The organism is Planktotalea frisia, from assembly GCF_001890925.1.
In the GTDB taxonomy this organism is placed as follows: Bacteria; Pseudomonadota; Alphaproteobacteria; order Rhodobacterales; family Rhodobacteraceae; genus Planktotalea; species Planktotalea frisia.
In genome coordinates this window covers 44,901-67,230 of sequence record NZ_MLCB01000201.1, presented here as the reverse complement: position 1 = coordinate 67,230, position 22,330 = coordinate 44,901, and the positions used below count along the sequence as shown (strand labels likewise).

Here is a 22,330-nt window from a genome sequence, read left to right as displayed (position 1 = left end):
CCCGATTACATCTTAGCTGAGCCACAAACCTGTCCGAATTAGTAGGACCACTTCAAAACAGTCGCATGGTTCGAAAGTCAGGAGTTTGGCGTTTGGCAATATCGAGACGTCGTAGTAGTGCCTCAAGACACTGACGGAATGTCTAACAATCGTGTAGTTCGTGCGACCTATAAGCATTTGGAAAAAGACAAAAGCACCACGATATTAGGCCAAATAGTGCGAAGTTTTAAGTTGTCTTTCCGTGAGTGGATCTTGTTTGATCATTCAGGCGAAATTAGTATAATCTACTCGTCCAGTACACAGATAGCTTCGCTAAAAATAAGCGGGCTAGCGGGGCCGTAGAAAACGTCACAGCAGATGGCGCCTTGGCATTTAGATCGTACGCAAATAACCATCTATAAAATAGCGGCGCTAAAACCTGATAAGTCGCGATATGTTAACTCTCATTATATTGTCTCATCGGGGTACAGAAACAAACCGCACAATACCGTTGTGAAGCTCAAGCCTTTTAGCAGGCGCGCAAGAGTACCGTTCGTTTTGTGGATGTATTTGGCAAACATAAAGCGCCTCAGATATACCGACAAGTCCGCCACCCCAAAGGGCTCACGCTCGCCTGCCGAAATCTTACCGTTTCCCAAAGACTAGAGAGTTTGCACAACTTCACCGACCGTCTTTTGCATACGTTTGACAACCACGTCAGGCATCTCAAACTTCAGCCCGCAGACCCAAACTCGAACCATGCTTGCTCACTTGCATCCAAAAGCCCACCCATACGACTTTGATACATCGACACGCTCGCGTCGTTCAAAACGCCTTCCCACTTGTTGCTCGTTCCGCTCTCGAAAAACTGGGCGTTGTCCTTCCAGATCCCGCGATCCGCAGAGGGCGCGTATTTGGCGGCGTTGGTCTTCATCTTGGAAAACGTCGCGGCGGAGGTGATAGCATCGATCAACTCATCGTAATGAGCGCATTTCAATGCGTCGGACACTGCGGACACGGTGTGTCGCAGATCGCGGGTCATATCGGCGTAGTGAAAGATGTGGATGTTGGAAAGCGCGCGCCATGTCGCAAAGCTACGGTAGTGCACCACGAGACTTTCCAAGGAATCGCCAATATCTTCGGTCAATGAGGTCGGCGTTTGAACCCACGTCTGGAAAGCGTCGTTAACGTCTTGGGTCACAGGCGGGCTGGCGCTTTTGCCTTTCCGGTTCTTGGTATGGTTCAGCCCTGAGAAATACGCATCAATCGGGTGTCGATAGACGGCCAAATAGATGCAGGTGTCATCGTATGTGATGCCGTCCAGCGGTGTATGTGTTTTGATATATCTGCGGTGGGTCTGCGCCGCTAAAAACTCTAACAAGGCGTCTTGATCGTTGAACGCACTGTCAAGCCAGCGCGACGTCGTACCATTGCCGGGGTTCACGGATGGGTCACCAAAGATCAACATGCCGCAAATGGTTTGCATCCACGTGGTGCCGCATTTGGGGGGTGTGCAGACAAACACATCGCCAGAGCGTTGCTCAAACCGGTCCCACACTTGCGAAACGCTGGTGTGGGAGTTGTATTGGCGTGTGCGCTGGGGCCGAGACATCGTCATAGATGGAATTCCTTTGGGCGCATGTTTCTATCTGCGGTTATTGAGGCGACGGGCGCTTATCATTAGCGGTGACCCCAGTCTTCTGGATCATCGGAATTGTTAGGCGACAAGCCAATAATGTCGCCATCTGTATTGACGCCCAGCCCCAGAACAGTGCGGTTGGCATAGCAAAAATAGGCAGTCACTTGGTTGATCTCCAAAATCTCACCGTCCTCTAAGCCCGCAGCGCGTAACGTAGCGACATCCGCTTCAACCATCGCAGCGGGTTCTACCGTCAGCTTGCGCGCATAGATCATGCCTGCGATCTGACGCGTATCCAGGGGCGCAGTCTCAACCGCATCCGCCTCAATCGTCCTGCGCAACGCATCAGAGCGCGCATCATCCGCCACCAAACGGCGCATCCCTTGGAAATGATGTTCTACGCAGTACTCGCAACCGTTCAGCGACGACACATAGACGCCTATGCATTCCAAATACCACTTGGGCAGGGTGTTGCCCGTATGATGCAGGCAGTATTTATACATCGCCATATGCCCCTCCATCGAGTGAGGGCGCAGAGAGTGGGACAGCATGATGTTATCGACGTTGTTGTCCGGCCCCTTCACGCGGTCATAGAGCTTGCGCAACTTGCTTTTCGAGGCCTCGTAACTGATCGTGTTAATCCAGGTCATGCGCGTGCTCCTTATTGCAGTGGTTGGACATTGGCGAAACGGGGCGCGCAGATCAAGGATCACATCTTCCCCCCCTGCCCCTGCTCTGTCATACTGCGCGCCAACACGCGCATAAAAAGAAGAGCAGCAGCCCCATGACCGACCTTTTGTCCGGCCAAGAGCCGACCGACTACGATGCATCCTCTATTGAGGTGCTTGAGGGCTTAGAGCCCGTGCGCAAGCGGCCCGGCATGTATATTGGCGGCACAGATGAGCGCGCATTGCATCACCTTGTGGCCGAGGTTCTCGACAATTCCATGGACGAAGCGGTGGCGGGTCATGCGAGCCGTATCGAAGTTGAATTGCTGTCCGATTATTCCATGGTGATCCGCGACAACGGACGCGGCATCCCGATTGATCCGCACCCCAAATTCCCTGACAAATCCGCGTTGGAAGTGATCCTGTGTACGCTCCACGCGGGTGGTAAGTTCTCTGGCGATGCATACGAGACATCCGGCGGTCTGCACGGCGTTGGCGCATCGGTTGTGAACGCTCTGAGCGATTCTATGGTTGTGCAAGTGGCGCGCAACAAAGAGCTGTTCGAGCAACGCTTCTCTCGCGGTATCCCGCTGGGTCCTGTGGAAAAGATCGGCGCAGCCCCCAATCGTCGCGGAACGACGGTGACCTTTCACGCGGACGAGCAAATCTTTGGCTCGCATCGTTTCAAACCTGCGCGCTTGTTCAAATCGATCCGCTCCAAGGCTTATCTCTTCTCCGGCGTCGAGATTCGCTGGAAATCCGAAATCGACGATGGCGAAACGCCAACGACTGCCACCTTCCACTTCCCCGGTGGTTTGTCGGACTATCTCATGGAAACCCTTGGGAAATCGTCAACTTACGCGGACAAACCGTTCGCAGGCGTTGTGGACTTCAAAGAGAAGTTCAACACGCCGGGCAAGGTCGAATGGGCGATCAATTGGACCCCTGCACGCGACGGTTTCATCCAGTCCTATTGTAACACGGTTCCCACGCCCGAGGGCGGCACGCATGAGGCGGGTTTTTGGGCGGCGATCCTCAAGGGCATGCGCGCGTACGGCGAACTTGCCAGCAACAAAAAGGCGGCGTTGATCACGCGCGATGACCTTACAACAGGCGGCTGCGCGTTGGTGTCTTGCTTCATTCGCGAGCCAGAGTTTGTGGGCCAAACCAAGGACCGTTTGGCGACTGTCGAGGCTGCGAAACTGGTTGAGGGCGCGGTGCGCGATCACTTTGACAACTGGCTCGCGGCGGATACCAAATCCGCAGGCGCGATCCTAGATTTTCTGGTGCTGCGGGCCGAAGAACGCCTGCGCCGGCGCGAAGAGAAAGAGACCCAGCGCAAGAGCGCGACCAAGAAGCTGCGCCTGCCCGGCAAACTGGTGGATTGCTCCTCCAAAACCCGCGAGGGCACGGAGTTGTTCATCGTGGAGGGTGACTCGGCTGGAGGCAGCGCCAAGATGGCGCGCGACCGCAAGACCCAAGCGCTTTTGCCTCTGCGGGGCAAGATTTTGAACGTGCTTGGCGCCGCCTCTAGCAAGATCGGCACGAACCAAGAGATCAACGATCTAACCCAAGCGCTTGGCGTCGGCCTCGGGACCAAATTCAACGTCGATGATTTGCGTTATGACAAGATCATCATCATGACCGACGCGGACGTGGACGGCGCGCATATCGCGGCGCTTTTGATGACCTTCTTCTTCACCCAAATGCGCCCGATGATCGATACGGGCCATTTGTATCTGGCCTGCCCGCCTTTGTTCCGTCTCACGCAGGGGGCCAAGCGAGTGTACTGCATTGATGAAGCAGAGAAAAATGCGCATCTGGACAAGGGCATCGGCGGCAAAGGCCGCATTGACGTATCCCGCTTCAAGGGTCTGGGCGAAATGGACGCAAAGGATCTGAAAGACACCACGATGAACCCCGCGACCCGCAAGCTGATCCGCGTGACGATTGACGAGGATGAACCGGGCGAAACAGGGGATCTGGTGGAGCGTTTGATGGGCAAGAAGCCTGAGAAGCGGTTTGAGTATATTCAGGCGAACGCTCAGTTTGTTGAGGAGTTGGATGTTTGAGTGAAGAAATTTGCGAAAATCACGAAATGGAGAGGCGAATTTCGAGACTTGCGGCTGACCGACTTTTTAAGCCAGCCGATCAGGACTATGTCACTTCTCGTTTACTTTATCATCACGGTATGTCGCGGCAATTTTTCTGGTCGGCACTTCAATCCCTCGAAAAGTACTTAAAATGCGCGCTGATTTTGAGAAATCTATCCGCTAGGGACGGCCATAATCTTAAAAAATTATTTGCAAAGCTGCGTAACTATCCAGAAACTGAGCCACTTCCAGCTGTGCCTCACGAACACTTAGAACCAATCCTTGGAAACCAATTTGATCAGCCTTCCATAGAACAGGTCATTTTGAAAATTGATAGATTTGGCCATCCCAAAAACAGGTATGGAGAGGGCTTCATCGATTGGAATATCAGAGATCTAATAGCTTACGATTATGCGATACTTTGGGCTAGAAACCAATGCCTGAGGAATTCAAGATTTGGCTTCCCATACTTATTAAGAACTGCGCCTTCTGGTGTGAATCGCTTTTCTTCAGTGGACATCGACAATGATCTTGAGCCTTCACTTAGATTCAATAACTTTGCCTTTTTCCCTGATGGGGAAATTGCTCAAGGAAAAGGGGCGGTAATTTGGATAAATCCATCGCCCCAGCACGAGCACGAATTATCCAACCCAAATAGTGCAAGATACCGCATTGCTACGAATGCGGAAGAAAAATTCAAAAGCTATCTCTTCAAACCTAAGACTCAGGACAAACATCTTTGCAAAGAATGCGGAACAAGGGTTCATAGTTAAAACTACGGATAAACAATCCAAAAGATGGCCAGCGCCAGACCAGTGGGCAGGCGCTCCACAGTCCGAACTACTCACTTTATCCCAGCAAAACCCCACCCCAACCACGGGAATTGCAAACCTTGCAAAAGCGCCAGCCCTAGCGGCTGGTCTGGCGCTGGCCGGGCATCTGCGATGCTATTCCGGCCATGAAGGCGCATGATTGCAAACCGCGCGTCCCTAAACGTAAGCTGCGTGGTATCACGCCCTGGGCTCCGCCCGTTCGATTGCCAAACCATCCCCCAGATGGTTTGTTATTCACAATCGAACCCCCACCGGAAAAATCAAATGACCCCACAAGACGCCCAAGCCTTCCTAGATGAAAATTTCGCGCCTTGGGTGCGGGCACTGGACCTGACCTTCACCGACCTCGGCCAAGGCACGGCAACAGCCACCATGCCGATCACAGATCAAACCACCCGCATGGGCGATATCCTCTCAGGCCAAGCGCTGGCCGCAATGGCCGACACCATCATGGTCTTCGCCTGTTTCGCGCATTACGGAGAGGTGAAACCCGTCGCAACAACCAACCTCGACACCGTCTTTCTGCGCCCCGGCGTCGGCACGCATATCCGCTGCGAAGCAGAGGTCGTGCGCGCGGGCAAGGCGCTTTTGTTCACCAAAGCCACGATGTTCGCAGAGCCGTCAGGCAAAGCCGTCGCGACAGCCACGGCGACGTTTTATTTGGCCTAATTATTTAATCTGAATGCTCTCTAGATAATCCGCCAAAGCGACCAAAGGCGCAGGGGTCGGCGTGCCCACGCCCTCGCCCGTTTGCATGATCACCATGCGCCCTTTGAGCTTGTCGCCAAACTCTGGCATTGCGCCGCTGAAATGCTCACCGCGCGCGAAGCCATCCATAGTGGAGACCACATAATTGCGTGGAAAAACACCGCCGTTGTTGGCGCTCAGGGCGGTCAAATCTGGGGGCGGCATGAACAAATGTTGCGCCATTTTCCCATCGCCCTGCCCTTTGCGACCATGACAGGCGACACAGTTTTCTGCAAACAGACGCTTGCTATCAGGCAAGTCCGCGCTTGGTTCGCGGCTTTGCACACAAGCCCCAAGACCTATCCCTATGATCATCAAAAACCATGTCTTTTGCATGCTCGTCTCCCTCTTTGTTCAGGATCAGCTTGCACCAATGAGCGCGGCGTGCCTTGATCTAGCGCAATGGACTGACAGAAAGGCGCGCAGTGATGCCCACATCCACCTATGCGATCACGATGCTGTTTGCGGGCATTGGCATCCCGATCCTCGCGGCCTTGAACGCCGCTTTGGGAGGGCGGATTGGCTCGCCCGTGGCCGCGTCCGTGGTGCTGTTCGCGATTGCGTTTTTAAGTGCTGCGACGGTCTATGCGACGGGCTTGTTCAAACCCACAGGGAGCCTATTGGCCGCGCCTAAACATCTGTTCCTCGCAGGTGTGTTGATCGCGTTTTACGTGCTCTCAATCACGTTTATCGCACCCAAGTTTGGCGTGGGAAATGCGGTGTTCTTTGTGCTGCTCGGCCAGTTGATCAGTGCTGCGATGATTGATCATTTCGGGCTGTTCGGCGCGCAAATAAACCCGCTCTCGATGACAAGAGCGGGTGGAGTTTTGTTAATGACTGTAGGGGTTTATGTGACCCAGCAGGCTTAATTCAGCACCAAATTCGACATTTGTGCGCGAATGGCAGTGTCAGTGTCATCGCTGTCGGCGGTGATCGCAAAGCCAACCACGGCCCCCGGGGTTCCTCCAAAGGCGCGCTTGTAATCGCTCACAAAATCAACACTTTCGCGGTGATTTCCTGTGCCTGCATCGCGCAAGATCACCGTTTTGCCGACACCGCTTGAATAGGGGCTATCAAAGACCTTGCCACGCCCGTGCGCGCCACCCCATGTGTAGACCAAAATACGTGCGGTTTTGGCTTTGAAAAGGCGTCGCAGGCTTTTGCCTTTGAACTGTAGCGCCTCGTCTTTAGACATGAAGATCATGTAAAAAGAGAAGTTGCGATCATCGCCGCCCTTTTTGTGCAAATCAGTCGCTGGGACGGATTGATCCACGCGCCAACGCCATGCGGCTTTGGTGCTGCTCCAAGCGTTCTCGGGCAGGCGCAGATACGTCATCGACACAGACGCATCGGACTGAATGCCAAGGGTGCCACCGCCAAAGCTGTACTTGTTTTTGGAGAAGAGCGAGAATTTCTGCTCTTTCCATGAATTGTTAAACGAAATCTGCTCTGCCATGACAGCAGGAGCGGTGATCAGCGAGGCGGCAAGCGCCAGTGAGAGTAGTTTTTTCATAAATCAGTATGTGACGCAGGCCACGCTCACTTTCATCACACGTCTGCGTGAGCAGGTCCGTTTGAGAGGGCAATCATCTGTTCCCAAAGTGCTTCTGGTACATCGACTGGGTCTTTGAGTTGCTTGTTTTGGCCCGGCATCCGTGCCCCTTCGTTCTCTGCGGTGGCGTCGCTGACTTGGCTCAAACGGTCAAAGAAAGCAGGGCTCGCGGAGGGATCAATCAGCATGAAGAATTGGCCTAAACCATGTGGTTCGCCCTGCGGTGCTTTGAGCGGTTTCACATCGCGGCTTGCAACGCCGCCTGTCATGCCTGCCGCAAGCATTTCGACCATGAGGCCGAAACCCCAGCCCTTATAGCCTTGTTCCAAACCACCAAGGGAGGTGAGCGAACCTGTTAGGGCCGCCTCGGGATCGGTCGTTGGATTGCCCTGCGCATCAACAGCCCATCCAGAAGGGATCGCTTCGCCTGCGGCTTTGGCCATGGTGATACGTCCAAGCGCGACAGTTGTGGTGGATTGATCGAACGACATCGCGATGTTGCCATCTGCGCTTGGGACGGCGCAAGCCATAGGATTTGTACCAATCACGCGGGTCTTGCCACCTGGGGGGGCAACGATGGGCGATGCGTTGGTCATGCAGATGCAGATCATGCCCTGACGCGCGGCTTTTTCGGTGAAATACCCAAGCGCGGTACAGGTATGTGCACGGTGGATCGCGACGCTGACCATGCCTGTTTCCTTCGCCGCAGCGATCGCCATTGGCAACGCGCGCTCGAACGCAGGTTGCGCGAAGCCGTTGCTCGCATCTACCTCGATCCGAGAAGCCAAGGGACGTGTGACAACTGGCTCGACAGTGCCACTCACGCGGCCACTTTGCAGTTGTTGGCAATAACTCTCGACGTAATAGAGACCGCAAATTCGATTGCTGCGCGTTTCGGCCCACGCCACAGCATCCGCCATTTCGGCGGCGATCCAGTCATTCGCGCCATGTGCGCTCAGCGCTTGGCGCGTGATTTCTTCGATCTCGTTTACAAAAATGTCTGGCATAGCGCGCGTGTCCTTCGGCTGGTCTGGCCGGACGGTGCGCAAAGCATCCCTGCGCGTCAAGCGCTTTCCTGCCAGGTTAAAGGGTGCGCGTATCGACAAAACTGATGAGAGACGCATCCACCGCTTCCGTCAGGCCAGCAAGTTCAATCCGGCTGCCGTCAGAAAGCTCCAGAATGACACCATCAGTGGCAATCGTTTGCCGTTCTAGCGTTGGTGGTTCGTCGCTTTGATGCTCGACAACTACCACGTCCTCGCTGGTGTCAAAATCAGTGACCAAAGCACGCTCGCTCATCGTGGCAAGGCGTACGAACGTATCAGCCCCTGCGCCGCCCGTCGCAACATCAGTGTTCTCTAGGTTCAAACGGTCATCGCCCTCGCCCCCTAGAAGCGTATCGGCTGCGCCATCGTCCTGACTATTGATCGTGCCACCAAAGAGCACATCGGCCCCTTCGCCACCCGAAATTTGGTCGACTCCAAGCCCACCCTCAATCGTGTCATCACCCAAGCGTCCATCAATCGTATCATCGCCTGCTTCGCCATCAATCGTATCTGATTGCAACGAGCCAAAAATGCTCTGATTGCCCGTATCCGTCTCGTCAATGACTTCTACGCCGCTCTCTTCGTCACTTTCGGCAGCGTCTTGCGTCTCTTCCGAGCTGTCGTCCACAGTTTCTGTTTCAGTATCTGCTTCATCGCTTGGCGTCTCTTGCACGGCTTCATCGAGCGGATTATTGGCGTCCTCACCGGGCGCGACAGGGTCTGCTTCGGGAACGTCAGGCTCTGCTTCGGGTTCTTCGCCGACAGGATCAATCAAAATTGCGCCGAACAAAGTCAACGAACTCAACAAGATAATCATCATCGCGGACATGGCAGACCCCTCTTTCGCAAAATGCGTCAGAGCGGAATTACCCTTTCAAATTGTCGAAAATTGGACGAAATAACGCCCTAAAGCGTAACGAGAGCGCCATCATCCAAGCGCAGCTGACGATCCATCCGCGCTGCGAGATCAAGGTTATGGGTCGCAATCACCGCAGAAAGGCCCGTGCCACGCACCAGTTCCATCAAGGCTGCAAACACCTGATCAGAGGTCCCGGGATCAAGGTTACCAGTTGGTTCATCCGCCAGCAAAAGACTCGGGCTATTCGCTAAAGCACGACAAAATGCGACGCGTTGTTGTTCGCCTCCAGAAAGCGCCGCAGGACGGTGCGCGGCGCGGTGCGCGACACCCACGCGGGTCAGCAAATCTTGCGCATGCGCTTCAGCTTTTGCAGCAGCCACACCGTTGGCGAGTTGCGGCAACACGATGTTCTCAAGCGCTGTAAATTCAGGCAGCAAATGGTGGAACTGATACACAAAGCCTACATCCTCGCGCCGGATCGCCGTGCGTTTGCGATCACTGAGGCCTGTGACGTCCTGCCCTGCGATTTTGACCTGGCCTGTGTCAGGTGTGTCCAGCAGTCCGGCAATATGCAAAAGCGTCGATTTGCCCGCACCAGAGGGGGCCACAAGCGCGACAATTTCGCCTGCTTTGATTTTCAGGTCGACGCTGCGCAAAACGTTCACTCCATTCTCTTGGCCGACGTTATAATTCTTGGCAATATTGCTGAGTTCTAAGGTTAAATCACTCATAGCGCAGCGCCTCCACAGGGTTCATACGCGCCGCGCGGCGGGCGGGAAAAATGGTAACAATGAACGACAGGCCAAGCGAGAGCATAACAGCCGTCATTACATCCTCGAACCTGAGTTCAGCGGGCAAACGATAGAGACCGCGAATTTCGGGATCCCAGACACCACCACCCGCAATCGCGTTCACGAATGAAAAAATCGGATCGATATAGAGCGCAAAAAGGCAACCCAATATGACGCCCAGCGCGGTGCCAATAAGTCCTGTAAACGCACCACAGATAAAGAAAATGCGCAGGATCGAACCTTCGCTCAGACCCATTGTGCGCAAAATCCCAATGTCGCGCCCTTTGTTTTTCACCAGCATAATAAGGCCGGACACAATATTCATTGCCGCGACCAACACGAGGATCGACAGGATGATGAACATCACATTGTCTTCGATTTCGAGCGCGCGCAGGAATCCACCAGAAGCATCTGTCCACGTCCAAAGCTGCGTGCGATCCCCGCCTGCGCGCAGAATGGCGAGTTGCAGGTCATCAATCGCTTCGGGTTGCTCAACCATAACTTCGATTTCGTCCGCAGCCCCTTCGCGGTTGAAGAAGCTTTGCGCTTGCGCAAGGGGCATGTAGACCCGCGTGCGGTCGATATCCGCGCGGCCCGCTTTGAAGATATACATGACCTCAAATGCTTTGATCCGCGGGCTGGTGCCAAAGGCCGTCTTTACACCGTTGGGAGAGATAAGTTTGATGCGATCCCCACTGGAAACGCCAAGTTCACGTGCCACACCAGAACCGATTGCGATCCCTTCCGCGAAACGATTGATGTCACCAAAGGCTTCTTCAGGATTGGCCACATTCGGGATGGTTTTCAGGTTCGCAGCAGTGATTCCGTAGATCTCAACACCCGCGTTGCGCCCACCTTTGTTGCCCATGACTTGCCCACGCACCAGCGGCGCGGCACGCGTCACCCCGTCCACACCGCGCAGACGTTCAGCCATCGCGTCATAGTCATATATTTTGCGATCAAGGCGGCCAAATTCATCCACCTCAGCGGATTTATAAACCGTCACATGCGCGTTGGTGCCAAGGATGGTTTGCACAAAATCGGTGCGAAACCCAGAGCGCACGGACAGCGTCGCAATCAGAGCAAATACAGCCAAGGTGATGCCGATCAAGCTGATCCAGGTCATCACGCTCACGCCGCCCTCGGCACGTTTCGCGCGCAGGTAGCGCCAGGCGATCATCCACTCGAAACGCGCGAAAGGCATGGGGGTTTTGGTTTTACTTGGTGTACTCACGGCTCGAGCCTCCCTTTGGTGGGATTGTTTATGCGTCAGAGGTGCGCTGGAACAGCACAAAAGGCAAGCGCAGCAGCCAAATCAGCGCAGAAAACAGCGCCAGACCGCTTAGAAATCCGACCAGAGCAAAGATAGCGCCCTCGAAAGTCACCGGCATCGCAGGTTTGTAATTCTCCCAGACGCGTCCAGCCAATTCGCTATCGCTAAAGCGCGTGGCGTAACGCGCGCGGCTAAAGGGGCCAAGTCCTTGCATCTGCTCTAGATCGTTCGTGAAGCGTTCGTGCCGCTCAATCGTGCGCACCATCGTATCGGCGCGCGCGGCCCCCATCTGACCGCCTTGCGCAAGATCCACCAGCGCAGCTTCGCGGCTCAGATCTAGGCTTGCAGCGTCGGCGTCAAACTCATCCATGAAACGGGATAACTCATCCACTGCCCCACCAAGGCGCTGCACATATTGCTGCGAATACTCGGGAAATTGCGACACGCCAGCCGCGCCAGTCAAACCAGCGGTTAAGGCAAGCGCGCGCGTCAGCATCGGTTACAGCCCCTCGTAGATCGCCGCAATCTTGGCGATGGCCTGCTCAGGGCTCATCTCTTCACTCTCGCCTGTGCGGCGCGATGTGACTTCAACAACACCATTCTTGAGCCCACGTGGACCCACAGTAATGCGCCACGGCAAACCGATCAAATCCATCGTCGCGAACTTACCGCCTGCGCGTTCTTTGCGATCATCATAAAGCGGATCAAAGCCCAGCGCAGTGAGACTGTCATAGAGCGCATCACATGCACCGTCCGCTTCTTCGTCACCCTGCTTGAGGTTCACAATTCCGCAATGGAACGGCGTCACACCTTCGGGCCAAATAATGCCATTGTCGTCATGGGACGCTTCGATAATTGCACCCAAAAGGCGTGAAACACCAATGCCGTGGCTGCCCATATGAAGCGGCACTCGCTGGCCTTCCTCATTCTGAACCATAGCGCCCATCTTTTCGGAATACTCAGTGCCAAAGTAGAAAATCTGCCCCACCTCAATCCCTCGCGCCACGCGGCGGCGTTCTTCCGGCACTTCGTTGAACGTGGCTTCATCATGGGTTTCGTCCGTGCGCGCATAGCGGCTGGTGAACTCTTCCATGACCGACTGACACGCAACCTTGTCATCGAAATCAATTGCGCGATCGCCAAAGCTGAGATCGGTAATCTCGCTGTCATAAAATACTTCGCTTTCGCCCGTATCCGCTAACACGAGGAACTCATGTGTGTAATCGCCACCAATCGGGCCACTGTCCGCGCGCATCGGGATGGCCTGCAGACCCATACGCTCATAGGTGCGCAGGTATGTAACCAAGTGACGGTTATACGCATGCAATGCGTCTTCCTTGGTTAAATCAAAGTTATAGCCGTCCTTCATCAGGAATTCGCGGCCCCGCATCACACCGAAGCGCGGACGCACTTCGTCGCGGAACTTCCACTGGATGTGATAAAGCGTCAAAGGCAAGGACTTATAACTGCCCACAAAGTTGGCGACCATATCCGTGATCAGCTCTTCGTTTGTGGGACCATAGAGCATCTCACGATCATGACGGTCCTTAATGCGCAACATCTCAGGGCCATAAGCATCGTAGCGCCCGGACTTGCGCCACAAGTCAGCGGACTGCAAGGTGGGCATCAGCATCGGAATGTGCCCTGCGCGCTGCTGCTCTTCGTGCACAATATTTTCAATCTTGCGCAACACTTTGAACCCCAGAGGCAGCCATGAATATATCCCCGCAGAGGATTGCTTGATCATCCCTGCACGCAGCATCAAACGGTGGCTGACAATCTGCGCATCCGCAGGGTTTTCTTTCAGGATCGGCAAAAAATAACGGCTCAGGCGCATGGGATCTCTCTCGAGGTTAACTCAGATTTCCACCCGTTTAGGCGTTCAAAGCAAAACCAGCAAGCCAAGCCCCTTCATCTTTCCAAATAAACTTCGGGGGAGTCTCAGCTTGCTGAGGCGGGGGCTGGCCCCCATCTGCCCTTGAAACCCATGTCCGCATAGGCGATGTCTAGAAACACCAAATCAACAGAGGCGCGCATGGCACTTCCTGTCAAAGATCAGATGAAATACTGGGGCATTACCACCGCAATCTTTATGATTGTGTTGTGGTATTTAGGCGATGTGATCCTGCCCTTTATCCTTGGTGGCGCCATTGCTTACTTCCTTGATCCTGTTGCGGACAAGTTAGAGCGGCTTGGCTGCAGCCGCGTTGTTGCCACAACAATCATCACCTTGGTAGCGTTGGTCATTTTCGTGTTGATGGTTTTGCTCGTTGTTCCGACTTTGATCAACCAAGCCATTGCTTTGTTTGATATTGCCCCGCAACTTTTCCGAGACCTTCAGGCGTTTTTATCCGAGCGTTTTCCCGATTTGATGGATGAAGGCTCGACGCTGCGCCAATCTCTGACGGGGATCGGCGAGACGATCCAATCAAAGGGAGGCGAATTGCTGAGCACAGTGCTCTCGTCCGCGTCTTCGATCATCAATATCGTTGTGCTTTTCTTGATCGTACCGGTAGTCGCTTTCTATTTGCTGCTTGATTGGGACAATATGACTGCCCGCCTTGATACGTTGCTACCGCGCGATCATGCGCCCACAGTGCGCATTTTGGCAAAGCAAGTCGATCAAACCCTAGCGGCCTTCATCCGCGGCATGGGCACAGTCTGTCTCGTGCTAGGCACCTATTACGCCATCGCGCTGATGCTCGTCGGGCTGCAATTTGGTCTCGTTGTTGGCTTCATTGCAGGGTTGATCACCTTTATCCCATATGTTGGCGCGCTTATCGGTGGGGCCTTGGCGATTGGGTTGGGGCTGTTCCAGTTTTGGGGTGATTGGGTTTCACTTGGCCTCGTCGCGGGTATTTTTGTTGTCGGACAAGTGTTGGAGGGCAATGTGTTGACCCCCAAGCTGGTCGGCAATTCCGTTGGCCTGCATCCTGTTTGGCTGCTTTTGTCGCTCTCTGTGTTTGGATCCGTCTTTGGCTTTGTCGGCTTGCTCGTAGGTGTGCCCGTTGCTGCAGCGCTTGGTGTGATCATTCGTTTCTTGGTCAGCCAATACATGGGCAGTCGCCTCTATGCGGGTTTGGAAACCGATGAGCAGAGCGAGCCATAGGCCATGAGCACGCAGTTGAGCTTTGATCTTCCAGCCCGAGCGGCGCTGGGGCGAGATGACTTTTTCATCTCTCCGTCCAACGCCTTGGCCGTTGCTATGATCGACACACCAGACACCTGGAGCAATGGTAAACTGTTGCTTATCGGGCCGAAGGGTTCCGGCAAAACCCATCTCGCACATGTTTGGGCAGCGCAAAGCGGAGCGCGCATTATTTCAGCGCTTACGCTCCAAGAAGACGATGTTCCAGACTTACTGCGAACCCCATTGGTCATCGAAGACATCGATCAAATCACGAAGGATCACGCTTTAGAAACAGCGCTATTCCATCTCCACAACCTTGCGCAAGCCGAAGGGCGCGCGCTTTTATTCACGGCGAAATCCCAACCCCAGCATTGGGGCCTGACCCTGCCCGACTTGGCAAGCCGCTTGCAGGCCATCCAAACTGCAACGTTGGAAGCCCCTGATGACACGCTGCTGACCGCTGTGCTTATGAAGCTCTTCGCCGATCGCCAACTCAACCCCGCGCCTGACGTCATTCCGTTTCTCGCGCTGCGGATTGATCGCTCGTTCGCAGCCGCGCAGCAGGTTGTTGCAGCACTCGACAAAGCCGCCCTTGATGCGGGGCGCGCGATTACGCGGGCTTTTGCCTCTGCGGCGCTGGACAAGATCCGCGAAGACAGCGCACACTCGGATGCGCAACAGGAGTGATACAAAACGATGCAAGCTGACTTTCTCAAAGCGGACTGCCCTGCCCCGCTCGATCTGCCAGATGTAGATCTGAACGGCCCTGCACGCTTTGTGAATCGCGAACTGAGTTGGCTGAACTTCAATTGGCGCGTGTTGGAAGAAGCCGAAAATCCCCGTGTGCCATTGCTCGAACGCCTGCGGTTTTTGTCAATCTCTGCGACCAACCTTGATGAATTTTACACGGTGCGCGTCGCAGGCCTGCGCGAACTCGCTCAAGCCGGAAATACCACGGCTGCGGCCGATGGTTTAAATCCTGCCGAGCAATTGGTCTTGATCAATGAGGACGCGCGCAACCTGTTGCAAACCCAGCAAAATGTACTGGAAAGCATCCGCACTCAAATGCTTGACGCAGGCATAGCGATTGTTGCCCGTGCAGACCTGAGTGATGCTGACAAAGAAGTCGTTGCAGATATCTTTTTGCACAACGTTTTTCCGGTTCTTTCCCCTCTCGCGATTGATCCTGCACACCCTTTTCCGTTCATCCCTAACACTGGTTACTCGCTTGCGCTGCAGCTTGAGCGGCAATCTGACAAACGCGAGCTCTTCGCGCTTTTGCCGATCCCAGCGCAGATTGATCGCTTTGTCGCGCTGCCGGCACCAGAGGGCCAGTTGCGCTATTTGCCACTTGAAGATGTGCTGCTTGAAAACCTTGGCCGTTTATTTCCGGGCTATAAGCTAAAGGGCCATTTTGAATTTCGCGTGCTACGTGACAGCGACCTTGAGGTCGAAGACGAAGCCGAAGATCTTGTGCGCGAGTTTGAGGTCGCTTTAAAACGTCGCAAACGCGGCGAAGTTGTGCGCATGACCTACACAGGCGATGCACCCAACAAATTGAGAACATTGGTTATGCGCGAGTTGGGTGTGACCGACGCAGAAACCGTTGAACTTCCTGGGATGATTGGCATGTCGGACCTCTCCGAGCTGGTCACAGACGCGCGTCCTGATCTGCTTTGGCCGCCATTCATGCCCCGTATTCCAGAGCGTGTGCAGGATCATGAAGGCGATATGTTCGCAGCCATCCGTCAAAAAGATATGCTTTTGCATCATCCCTACGAGACGTTTGACATGGTCGTGCGCTTTTTGACCCAAGCTGCGCGCGACCCTGATGTGGTCGCCATCAAACAGACGCTTTACCGCACATCCAAACGCTCACCCATTGTGTCAGCTCTGTGCGAAGCAGCGGAGGATGGCAAATCCGTCACCGCTTTGGTCGAGCTCAAAGCGCGCTTTGACGAAGCCGCCAACATCCGCCAATCACGCCGTTTGGAGCGCGCAGGCGCGCATGTGGTGTACGGCTTTCTTGATCTCAAAACCCATGCCAAGATTTCAATCGTGGTGCGACGCGAGGGCGATCAACTGGTCACTTACACGCACTATGGCACTGGCAATTATCACCCGATTACAGCGCGTATTTACACCGATCTGTCGTTCTTTACCTGTGACAAGAAACTGGGACGCGATGCGACCAAAGTGTTCAACTACCTCTCTGGCTATGCGCCCCCTGACGCGCTGGAAAATCTCTCGATTTCGCCCCTGACTCTGAAACCACGTTTGATCGAATTGATCGCGCGCGAAGCGGAACACGCGAAAGCCGGAAAGCCTGCGGTGATCTGGGCCAAGATGAACTCGCTCATTGACCCAGAGGTGATCGACGCGCTTTATCAAGCTTCTCAAGCGGGGGTGAAGATCGACCTGATCATACGCGGCATTTGCGGGCTACGACCGGGAATAAAAGGTCTGAGCGAAACGATCCGAGTAAAGTCTATCGTAGGCCGTTTTCTGGAACATTCGCGTATTGTTTGCTTTGGAAATGGCTATGGTCTGCCCCACAAAAAGGCGCGCGTGTTTATCAGTTCTGCCGATTGGATGGGGCGCAATCTGAACCGACGTGTCGAGACCTTGGTCGAGATCAACAATGGCACGGTCAAAGCGCAAATCGTCAGCCAGATTATGGCGGCAAATCTGGCCGATGTGGCGCAAAGCTGGATCATGCGACCTGATGGGTCTTTCGCGCGAGAGATCGTGCCCGAAGGGCAATTTGCATTTAACTGTCACCGCTTCTTTATGGAAAATCCGTCGCTCTCTGGACGCGGTTCTGCGGGTGCAGCGGATGTGCCACAACTGACCCACACTGACGACGAAAGTGCCTGAAACCATGAGTGCTGACATGACCGCTAACTTCGCGCCCCTCACCACGACGAACCCGTTCGGGCGTCCTTTGTTCAACGATCCATCTGTGCGCAAATTGGCACGTGTGGGCGTCGTCGACATCGGGTCCAACTCTGTACGCATGGTGGTTTTTGACGGTGCCGCGCGCAGCCCTGCTTATTTTTACAACGAGAAAGTCATGTGTGCTTTGGGGGCGGGCATATCAGACACGGGCCGTCTGAATCCTGAAGGACGCGTAAGGGCTTTGGCGGCCGTGGCGAGATTCGAGGCGATTGCGCAAAGCTTGGGTATTTCGCCCCTGACCGCCGTTGCGACCGCTGCGGTACGCGATGCGAGCGATGGACCTGATTTCTGCGCAGATGTTTTGCGCGAAACAGGGTTAACGGTGCATGTGATTGATGGCCCCGAAGAAGCGCGGCTTTCGGCGCAAGGCGTGCTTCTCGGCTGGCCCGGCTCTTACGGCTTGGTGTGCGATATCGGTGGTGCATCGATGGAGCTGGCTGAAATTCGCGATGGTCATGTTGGTAAATGCGTGACCTCTTCGTTAGGTCCATTGAAGCTGCAAAGCATGAAAGGCGGCGCAAAAGCACGCAAGTTATACGCCAAAGAGGTGATCGCCGACCTGCATGAGCAAATGGGCGAACAGAAGGATCGTTTGTTCCTTGTCGGTGGCTCTTGGCGCGCAATTGCGCGGATCGATATGCACCGACGCGGCTACCCTTTGCATGTTTTGCATGAGTACCGCATGACGCCAAAATCTGTGCGCGAAACGGTGAAGTATATCGCTAAATCCGAAATTGAGGAGCTGCGCTCCGCCTGTGGCATTTCCTCGGCGCGTATGGTGCTGGTTCCTATCGCGTCGGAAGTTTTGAAAGCGCTGATCAACCAGTTGAAGCCCAAAGACATCGCGATTTCGAGCTATGGTATTCGCGAAGGTATGCTCTACGAGCAAATGCCGCAAAAATTGCGGGATCGTGACCCTTTGATCGAAAGCGCGCGCGTTTCCGAGAGCAAAGACGCACGTATGCCGGGCTTTGGTAAAACGCTTTATGATTTTATCATGCCGTTGTTCAAATCTGCGCCCTTCGCAACCAAACGTCTGGTGAAAGCCGCAAGCCTTTTGCATGACGTCAGTTGGCGCGCGCACCCTGATTTTCGCGCGGAGGTGTGTTTTGACAACTCCACACGCGCCAACCTTGGCGGGCTAAGCCATCCAGAACGCGTGTTTCTTGGCCTTGCCCTGATGTATCGCTACCGCAACAAACCTGATGGCACGCGCTTTGACGAGCTGCTCGAATTGCTCACACCTGAACAAAGGCACCAAGCGGAAATCTTGGGGAAAGCCATGCGTTTCGGCGCGATGTTGTGGATGGAAAAAGACGCCCAGCTTGGCGAAATTCGTTGGTTTCCGAAGAAAAAAAAGCTCGAATTGCGCATGCACAGCTCTGCTAAGCCGTTGTTTTCAGAGGTTGCGGAATCTCGACTGTCCTCGCTCGCGAGTTCTTTGGGCGCTGAGGTGACTGTGAAATTCACCAAACCTTCGAAAGAGGCGCAGGCGGATTAAAGATCAACTTCGCCTTCTGGTTCCGCCAGTTCCGCTTCACTTTTGCGGCGTAAAATGATGTCCCCGTTGGGTAAGACCTCGGGCGGATGGTATTTTGAGAAATCCTCAACCTGCTCCAAAAGCCCCCCTAAAGCAGGACCCATATTTTCTACGAAGCCACGCAAAGCCGGTTCAAGCTGCTCTGTGAGACCTTCCATATCGCGCAACGCGGGCTGCATTTCTTGCAGCAAGCCTTCGAACAACAGGCGCGCGCCTTTTTCCATGAGGCCAAAACCTTCTTCGGGTTTGGTGTCATCAGCCTGCGCAGGCAAAGCCAGTGCGAAGGCCAATGTCGCGGTCAGTGCAATCTGTTTCATAACAAGAATATAGGGGTCTTTGGCTGCGATTTTTAGTCTAAAGATCAATGTCCAGCGTCACAGGGAAGTGATCAGACGCCGTGAGCAGCGCATTTCGTAACGTTTCATCGCGCCAGCATTCAGGATCGTCGAAAGGATGCCAAATACGCCAAGCCTTTGCTTTATCGCGCAAATTCTCGCTGACCATGATGTAGTCCAGCAGCGCTTGTAAAAAGCGATTATCGTTTTTCAGGAAGAACCGCGCAGTTGTCGGCGCACCCCCTATTTTTCGCGCCAAAGCACGTGCGGCATGGGGGTCATAAAGACAAGGACAGCCTGTTTCTCCCAATATGATCTCGACAGAGGACCGCCCGAACAGGTTTTCATACTCATCTAAACCCGGACCATCATTGAGATCCCCGAGCAACATAAGATGCTCGCCCGCACTCAAATGCGTTTCGACCCGGCCGCGCAGCCAAACCGCTTGCGCCAATTGTTTGCGTCGATTGGCGATGGAAAAGCGCATTACCTCAGCCGCGTTATGGGCACCATGCGGCGCTTTGCTCTTCAAATGCGCACCGATCATACGTAATTTCGTGCCATTCGCCGTTTCAATTGCCAATTCTAAAGGTGGCTTAGAAAACGTCACACTGTCGGCGCGATTGTCGATGTCTAGATCAATTTCATAAGTGCCATCAAAGGGCGGCACCACGTCGCCGATCACTCCAACAGGATCGTGTTGTGCGTTCAGTTTAGAGGGGTCGTAAAGTAGCGCAATTTCTTGCTGTGTGGTATTCGTGAACCCTATCAATGCCTTAGTGGCACGCAAGTTGTACACCTTCGCAAAGTTCTCAAGCGCATTAGTCCCAGATCGACCATTATGATCGTCGGGTGCTTCGATCACCATGATCGCATCAGCATCGATTTTGTTGAACACATAGCCAAGTGCCTTGGCCTGCTCGGATCGTTTTACATCGCGTCGTCCAGACCAACGATTGTCGCGTTGAAGATCGCCCGCCTCATCAAACAAACGGTCGAACCATTCAACATTATAGCACGCAATGCGCATCAAGTGGCCCTGACTTTTGTGATCTCTTCCCAAGCACGGTTGATGTCGACCATGCTCTTTTCCGCCATGCGAATTGCCTCTTCCGGGACGCCGCGCGCGATCATGCGGTCGGGATGCGTTTCGCGCACCATTTTGCGCCAAATTTTACGGATATCTTCAAGAGTTGCATCTGGTGAAACGCCCAGAACCGTATAGGGATCAGGAATCGCGTCAGGCACAAAGCGCGCGCGCAAGGCGCGAAACTCCATCTCGGGGAGGCCGAAAATATGCGCAACTTGCTTTAAAAACTCGTTCTCACTGGGATGATAGAACCCATCCGCCATCGCGATATGAAAAAGCCCCTCCATCAAATCGCACAGAGTGCTTTGCTCATCCTCAAACATATCAGCGATGCGGCGCGCGTATTCTTCAAAACCAGCCACATCAAGACGCGCAAGATTGAAGACTTTTGCGGCATTCTCTTCATCCGACGCAGCTATGTTGAACACTTCACGAAACGCCGTCACCTCATCGCGCGTCACTTGACCATCCGCTTTCGCCATTTTCGCACCCAGCGCAATCACAGCAATCGTAAAGCCCACCGAGCGCTCACGCGGACTGCGCAAACGATCAAATATTTGCGCAAGGCTTTCGCCGATAGAAAGCGCCGCCAGCGCTTCGGATATGCGAGTCCAAAGTGACATGTGATCTTTCTACGCCCCTGCTGCGCTAAAGCCCATGCACGTTTAGGGCATATCGCCCAGAGGTGGGAGTATTTTCTGCATCAAAATCAAATCCATGTAGCGCCCGAACTTGAACCCAACTTCAGGCAAAGTCGCGATATGCTGATACCTAAGCTTTTGATGGAAACTTTGCGCCGATGGATTTTCACCGCTAATCGCGGCAATTAGACTGTGAACGTTTTGTTCGCGGGCATGCGTTTCCAGCCATTTGAGCAATGCACCACCCATCCCTTGGCGGCGCGCATTTGGAGCAAGATTGATAGATATTTCTTTAGAACGCCAATAGCCAGGCCCGCCGCGAAACGCTGAATAGCTGGTGAAGCCGCATATGGCTCCGTCTTTTTCAGCAACAAAGAAAGCACCATCTCTTGTTTTGATAAGGTCGCTGATGCTCTGTACAGTCTTAATTTCGTCCGTGAACGTCACAGCTGTATCTTTGATCAACGGGTTCCAGATATCGCAGATCGCCTGTGCATCATCCGCCTGCGCGGGTCGGATAATCATGTCAGGGTGCGCGGACCATGCGGTGTTACGAACTCCGCAAAGAGCGCAGCATTCTGAGCCGTTTCAAATCGGATAGGTGCACCAGAAATTGTACCTAGAGTTGCTGACAAAGCATCGGCCTGTGGATGGGCAACAGTCAATTGTTTCAAAGATACCCCTGAAGAGCCAAGCATTTGATTAGGATGCAACGCACCATGCCATTGAATAAGCGGAGGGAAAAATCCATCGAAAGGAAGAATACCACTGCGTGGAACAGCCATTTGCCAGCACAATTCGCCGCGCTCAAGCGAGACCGCAGTCCCAACATCCTCCCAACGCTCTAAGGCTGCGGCCATATCCGGCACAGCACAAATCCAGTTGGTCAAACGCGGTGTTCCTGAGAAATTATCAAGATTGAACCAACGTGCGCGATCCGGGTTTGGCACGTTCGGATCAATCGAAATCGCTTCAAGATAAAGCCCGTCTTCCAGCCCCATCAGGTGATTATGAGTGGCGAACTTTTCATGTTCGCCACCCGTTTGCATCGGGAATCCCAAAGCCTCTTCGATATGCGCGCGCGCAGCGTCACGGGTTTCACCGCTGACTGCCAGATGATCAAGAATGAGTGCGCTCATAGCCCAAATTCCTTTGA

The 22,330-nt window shown here is 54.1% G+C and carries 23 protein-coding genes; 8 read left to right on the top strand and 15 right to left on the bottom strand.

From position 1 onward, the window contains the following. Positions 1-712 precede the first annotated feature (712 nt). Both PFRI_RS18625 and PFRI_RS18620 read right to left on the bottom strand, forming a co-directional pair. A complete protein-coding gene (locus PFRI_RS18625; protein WP_072632200.1) occupies positions 713-1,597 on the bottom strand; it encodes a sulfotransferase domain-containing protein in 885 nt (294 codons plus the stop codon). Between the two features lie 62 nt (positions 1,598-1,659). Continuing rightward, complete coding sequence (locus PFRI_RS18620) at positions 1,660-2,268, bottom strand: carboxymuconolactone decarboxylase family protein (RefSeq protein ID WP_072632199.1); 609 nt, start codon at positions 2,266-2,268, stop codon at positions 1,660-1,662. Between the two features lie 134 nt (positions 2,269-2,402). Here PFRI_RS18620 and parE point away from each other — a divergent pair, with 134 nt between their 5' ends. From parE to PFRI_RS18605, 3 genes are all read left to right on the top strand, one after another. Continuing rightward, positions 2,403-4,358, top strand: a complete 1,956-nt coding sequence (gene parE / locus PFRI_RS18615) for a DNA topoisomerase IV subunit B (RefSeq protein WP_072632198.1) — start codon at positions 2,403-2,405, stop codon at positions 4,356-4,358. After that, a complete protein-coding gene (locus PFRI_RS18610; protein WP_072632197.1) occupies positions 4,355-5,152 on the top strand; it encodes a HEPN domain-containing protein in 798 nt (265 codons plus the stop codon). Before parE ends, PFRI_RS18610 begins: the two co-directional genes overlap by 4 nt. Before the next feature lie 324 nt (positions 5,153-5,476). Further along, positions 5,477-5,881, top strand: a complete 405-nt coding sequence (locus PFRI_RS18605) for a PaaI family thioesterase (protein ID WP_072632196.1) — start codon at positions 5,477-5,479, stop codon at positions 5,879-5,881. Here PFRI_RS18605 and PFRI_RS18600 read toward each other — a convergent pair whose 3' ends face one another. Next, the gene (locus PFRI_RS18600; protein ID WP_072632195.1) at positions 5,882-6,295 is read right to left on the bottom strand and encodes a c-type cytochrome; all 414 of its coding nucleotides are present in this window, start codon (positions 6,293-6,295) and stop codon (positions 5,882-5,884) included. Positions 6,296-6,387: 92 nt separating this feature from the next. On the opposite strand from PFRI_RS18600, the gene PFRI_RS18595 reads away from it, so the two are divergent. Next, positions 6,388-6,828 (top strand): DMT family transporter, encoded by a 441-nt coding sequence (locus tag PFRI_RS18595; protein ID WP_072632194.1) that lies wholly within the window; start codon positions 6,388-6,390, stop codon positions 6,826-6,828. Here PFRI_RS18595 and PFRI_RS18590 read toward each other — a convergent pair. From PFRI_RS18590 to proS, 7 genes are all read right to left on the bottom strand, one after another. Continuing rightward, positions 6,825-7,472, bottom strand: coding sequence for a DUF3047 domain-containing protein (locus PFRI_RS18590; RefSeq protein WP_072632193.1), 648 nt, complete (start codon positions 7,470-7,472; stop codon positions 6,825-6,827). The genes PFRI_RS18595 and PFRI_RS18590 overlap by 4 nt on opposite strands. A gap of 35 nt (positions 7,473-7,507) precedes the next feature. Further along, positions 7,508-8,518 carry an Ldh family oxidoreductase gene (locus tag PFRI_RS18585; protein WP_072632192.1) on the bottom strand — a complete coding sequence of 337 codons (1,011 nt, stop codon included), beginning with the start codon at positions 8,516-8,518 and terminating at the stop codon, positions 7,508-7,510. Positions 8,519-8,594: 76 nt separating this feature from the next. Beyond that, entirely contained in the window at positions 8,595-9,386 is a 792-nt protein-coding gene (locus tag PFRI_RS18580) for a calcium-binding protein (RefSeq protein ID WP_072632191.1), read from the bottom strand. A gap of 77 nt (positions 9,387-9,463) precedes the next feature. Further along, positions 9,464-10,147 (bottom strand): ABC transporter ATP-binding protein, encoded by a 684-nt coding sequence (locus PFRI_RS18575; protein ID WP_072632190.1) that lies wholly within the window; start codon positions 10,145-10,147, stop codon positions 9,464-9,466. Next, complete coding sequence (locus PFRI_RS18570) at positions 10,140-11,411, bottom strand: lipoprotein-releasing ABC transporter permease subunit (RefSeq protein WP_072632189.1); 1,272 nt, start codon at positions 11,409-11,411, stop codon at positions 10,140-10,142. The genes PFRI_RS18575 and PFRI_RS18570 overlap by 8 nt, the downstream gene beginning before the upstream one ends. 58 nt (positions 11,412-11,469) lie before the next feature. Next, complete coding sequence (locus tag PFRI_RS18565; RefSeq protein WP_072632188.1) at positions 11,470-11,976, bottom strand: DUF2937 family protein; 507 nt, start codon at positions 11,974-11,976, stop codon at positions 11,470-11,472. A 3-nt stretch (positions 11,977-11,979) separates the two neighbouring features. Next, complete coding sequence (gene proS, locus PFRI_RS18560) at positions 11,980-13,317, bottom strand: proline--tRNA ligase (protein WP_072632187.1); 1,338 nt, start codon at positions 13,315-13,317, stop codon at positions 11,980-11,982. A 198-nt stretch (positions 13,318-13,515) separates the two neighbouring features. On the opposite strand from proS, the gene PFRI_RS18555 reads away from it, so the two are divergent. The 4 genes from PFRI_RS18555 to PFRI_RS18540 are packed head-to-tail and all read left to right on the top strand — an operon-like array spanning position 13,516 to position 19,069. Next, on the top strand, positions 13,516-14,589 hold the full coding sequence (locus PFRI_RS18555) for an AI-2E family transporter (RefSeq protein ID WP_072632186.1): 1,074 nt from the start codon (positions 13,516-13,518) through the stop codon (positions 14,587-14,589). Between the two features lie 3 nt (positions 14,590-14,592). Next, positions 14,593-15,297 carry a P-loop NTPase family protein gene (locus PFRI_RS18550; RefSeq protein ID WP_072632185.1) on the top strand — a complete coding sequence of 235 codons (705 nt, stop codon included), beginning with the start codon at positions 14,593-14,595 and terminating at the stop codon, positions 15,295-15,297. Positions 15,298-15,306: 9 nt separating this feature from the next. Beyond that, positions 15,307-17,487 carry an RNA degradosome polyphosphate kinase gene (locus PFRI_RS18545; protein WP_072632184.1) on the top strand — a complete coding sequence of 727 codons (2,181 nt, stop codon included), beginning with the start codon at positions 15,307-15,309 and terminating at the stop codon, positions 17,485-17,487. Positions 17,488-17,503: 16 nt separating this feature from the next. Continuing rightward, complete coding sequence (locus PFRI_RS18540; protein ID WP_072632209.1) at positions 17,504-19,069, top strand: Ppx/GppA family phosphatase; 1,566 nt, start codon at positions 17,504-17,506, stop codon at positions 19,067-19,069. On the opposite strand, the gene PFRI_RS18535 is transcribed toward PFRI_RS18540, so the two are convergent. Genes PFRI_RS18535 through PFRI_RS18515 form a run of 5 tightly spaced genes read right to left on the bottom strand, consistent with a single transcriptional unit; the run spans position 19,066 to position 22,313 of the window. Beyond that, entirely contained in the window at positions 19,066-19,473 is a 408-nt protein-coding gene (locus tag PFRI_RS18535) for a hypothetical protein (RefSeq protein WP_337956492.1), read from the bottom strand. The two genes, PFRI_RS18540 and PFRI_RS18535, sit on opposite strands and share 4 nt — an antisense overlap. Further along, positions 19,463-20,473: an endonuclease/exonuclease/phosphatase family protein gene (locus PFRI_RS18530; RefSeq protein ID WP_072632182.1), complete on the bottom strand. Its 1,011-nt coding sequence runs from the start codon at positions 20,471-20,473 to the stop codon at positions 19,463-19,465. Before PFRI_RS18530 ends, PFRI_RS18535 begins: the two co-directional genes overlap by 11 nt. Continuing rightward, positions 20,473-21,156, bottom strand: a complete 684-nt coding sequence (locus tag PFRI_RS18525; RefSeq protein WP_072632181.1) for a molecular chaperone DjiA — start codon at positions 21,154-21,156, stop codon at positions 20,473-20,475. Before PFRI_RS18525 ends, PFRI_RS18530 begins: the two co-directional genes overlap by 1 nt. A 42-nt stretch (positions 21,157-21,198) precedes the next feature. Further along, positions 21,199-21,699, bottom strand: a complete 501-nt coding sequence (locus tag PFRI_RS18520; RefSeq protein WP_072632180.1) for a GNAT family N-acetyltransferase — start codon at positions 21,697-21,699, stop codon at positions 21,199-21,201. After that, on the bottom strand, positions 21,696-22,313 hold the full coding sequence (locus PFRI_RS18515) for a VOC family protein (protein WP_072632179.1): 618 nt from the start codon (positions 22,311-22,313) through the stop codon (positions 21,696-21,698). Before PFRI_RS18515 ends, PFRI_RS18520 begins: the two co-directional genes overlap by 4 nt. Positions 22,314-22,330: the final 17 nt, after the last annotated feature.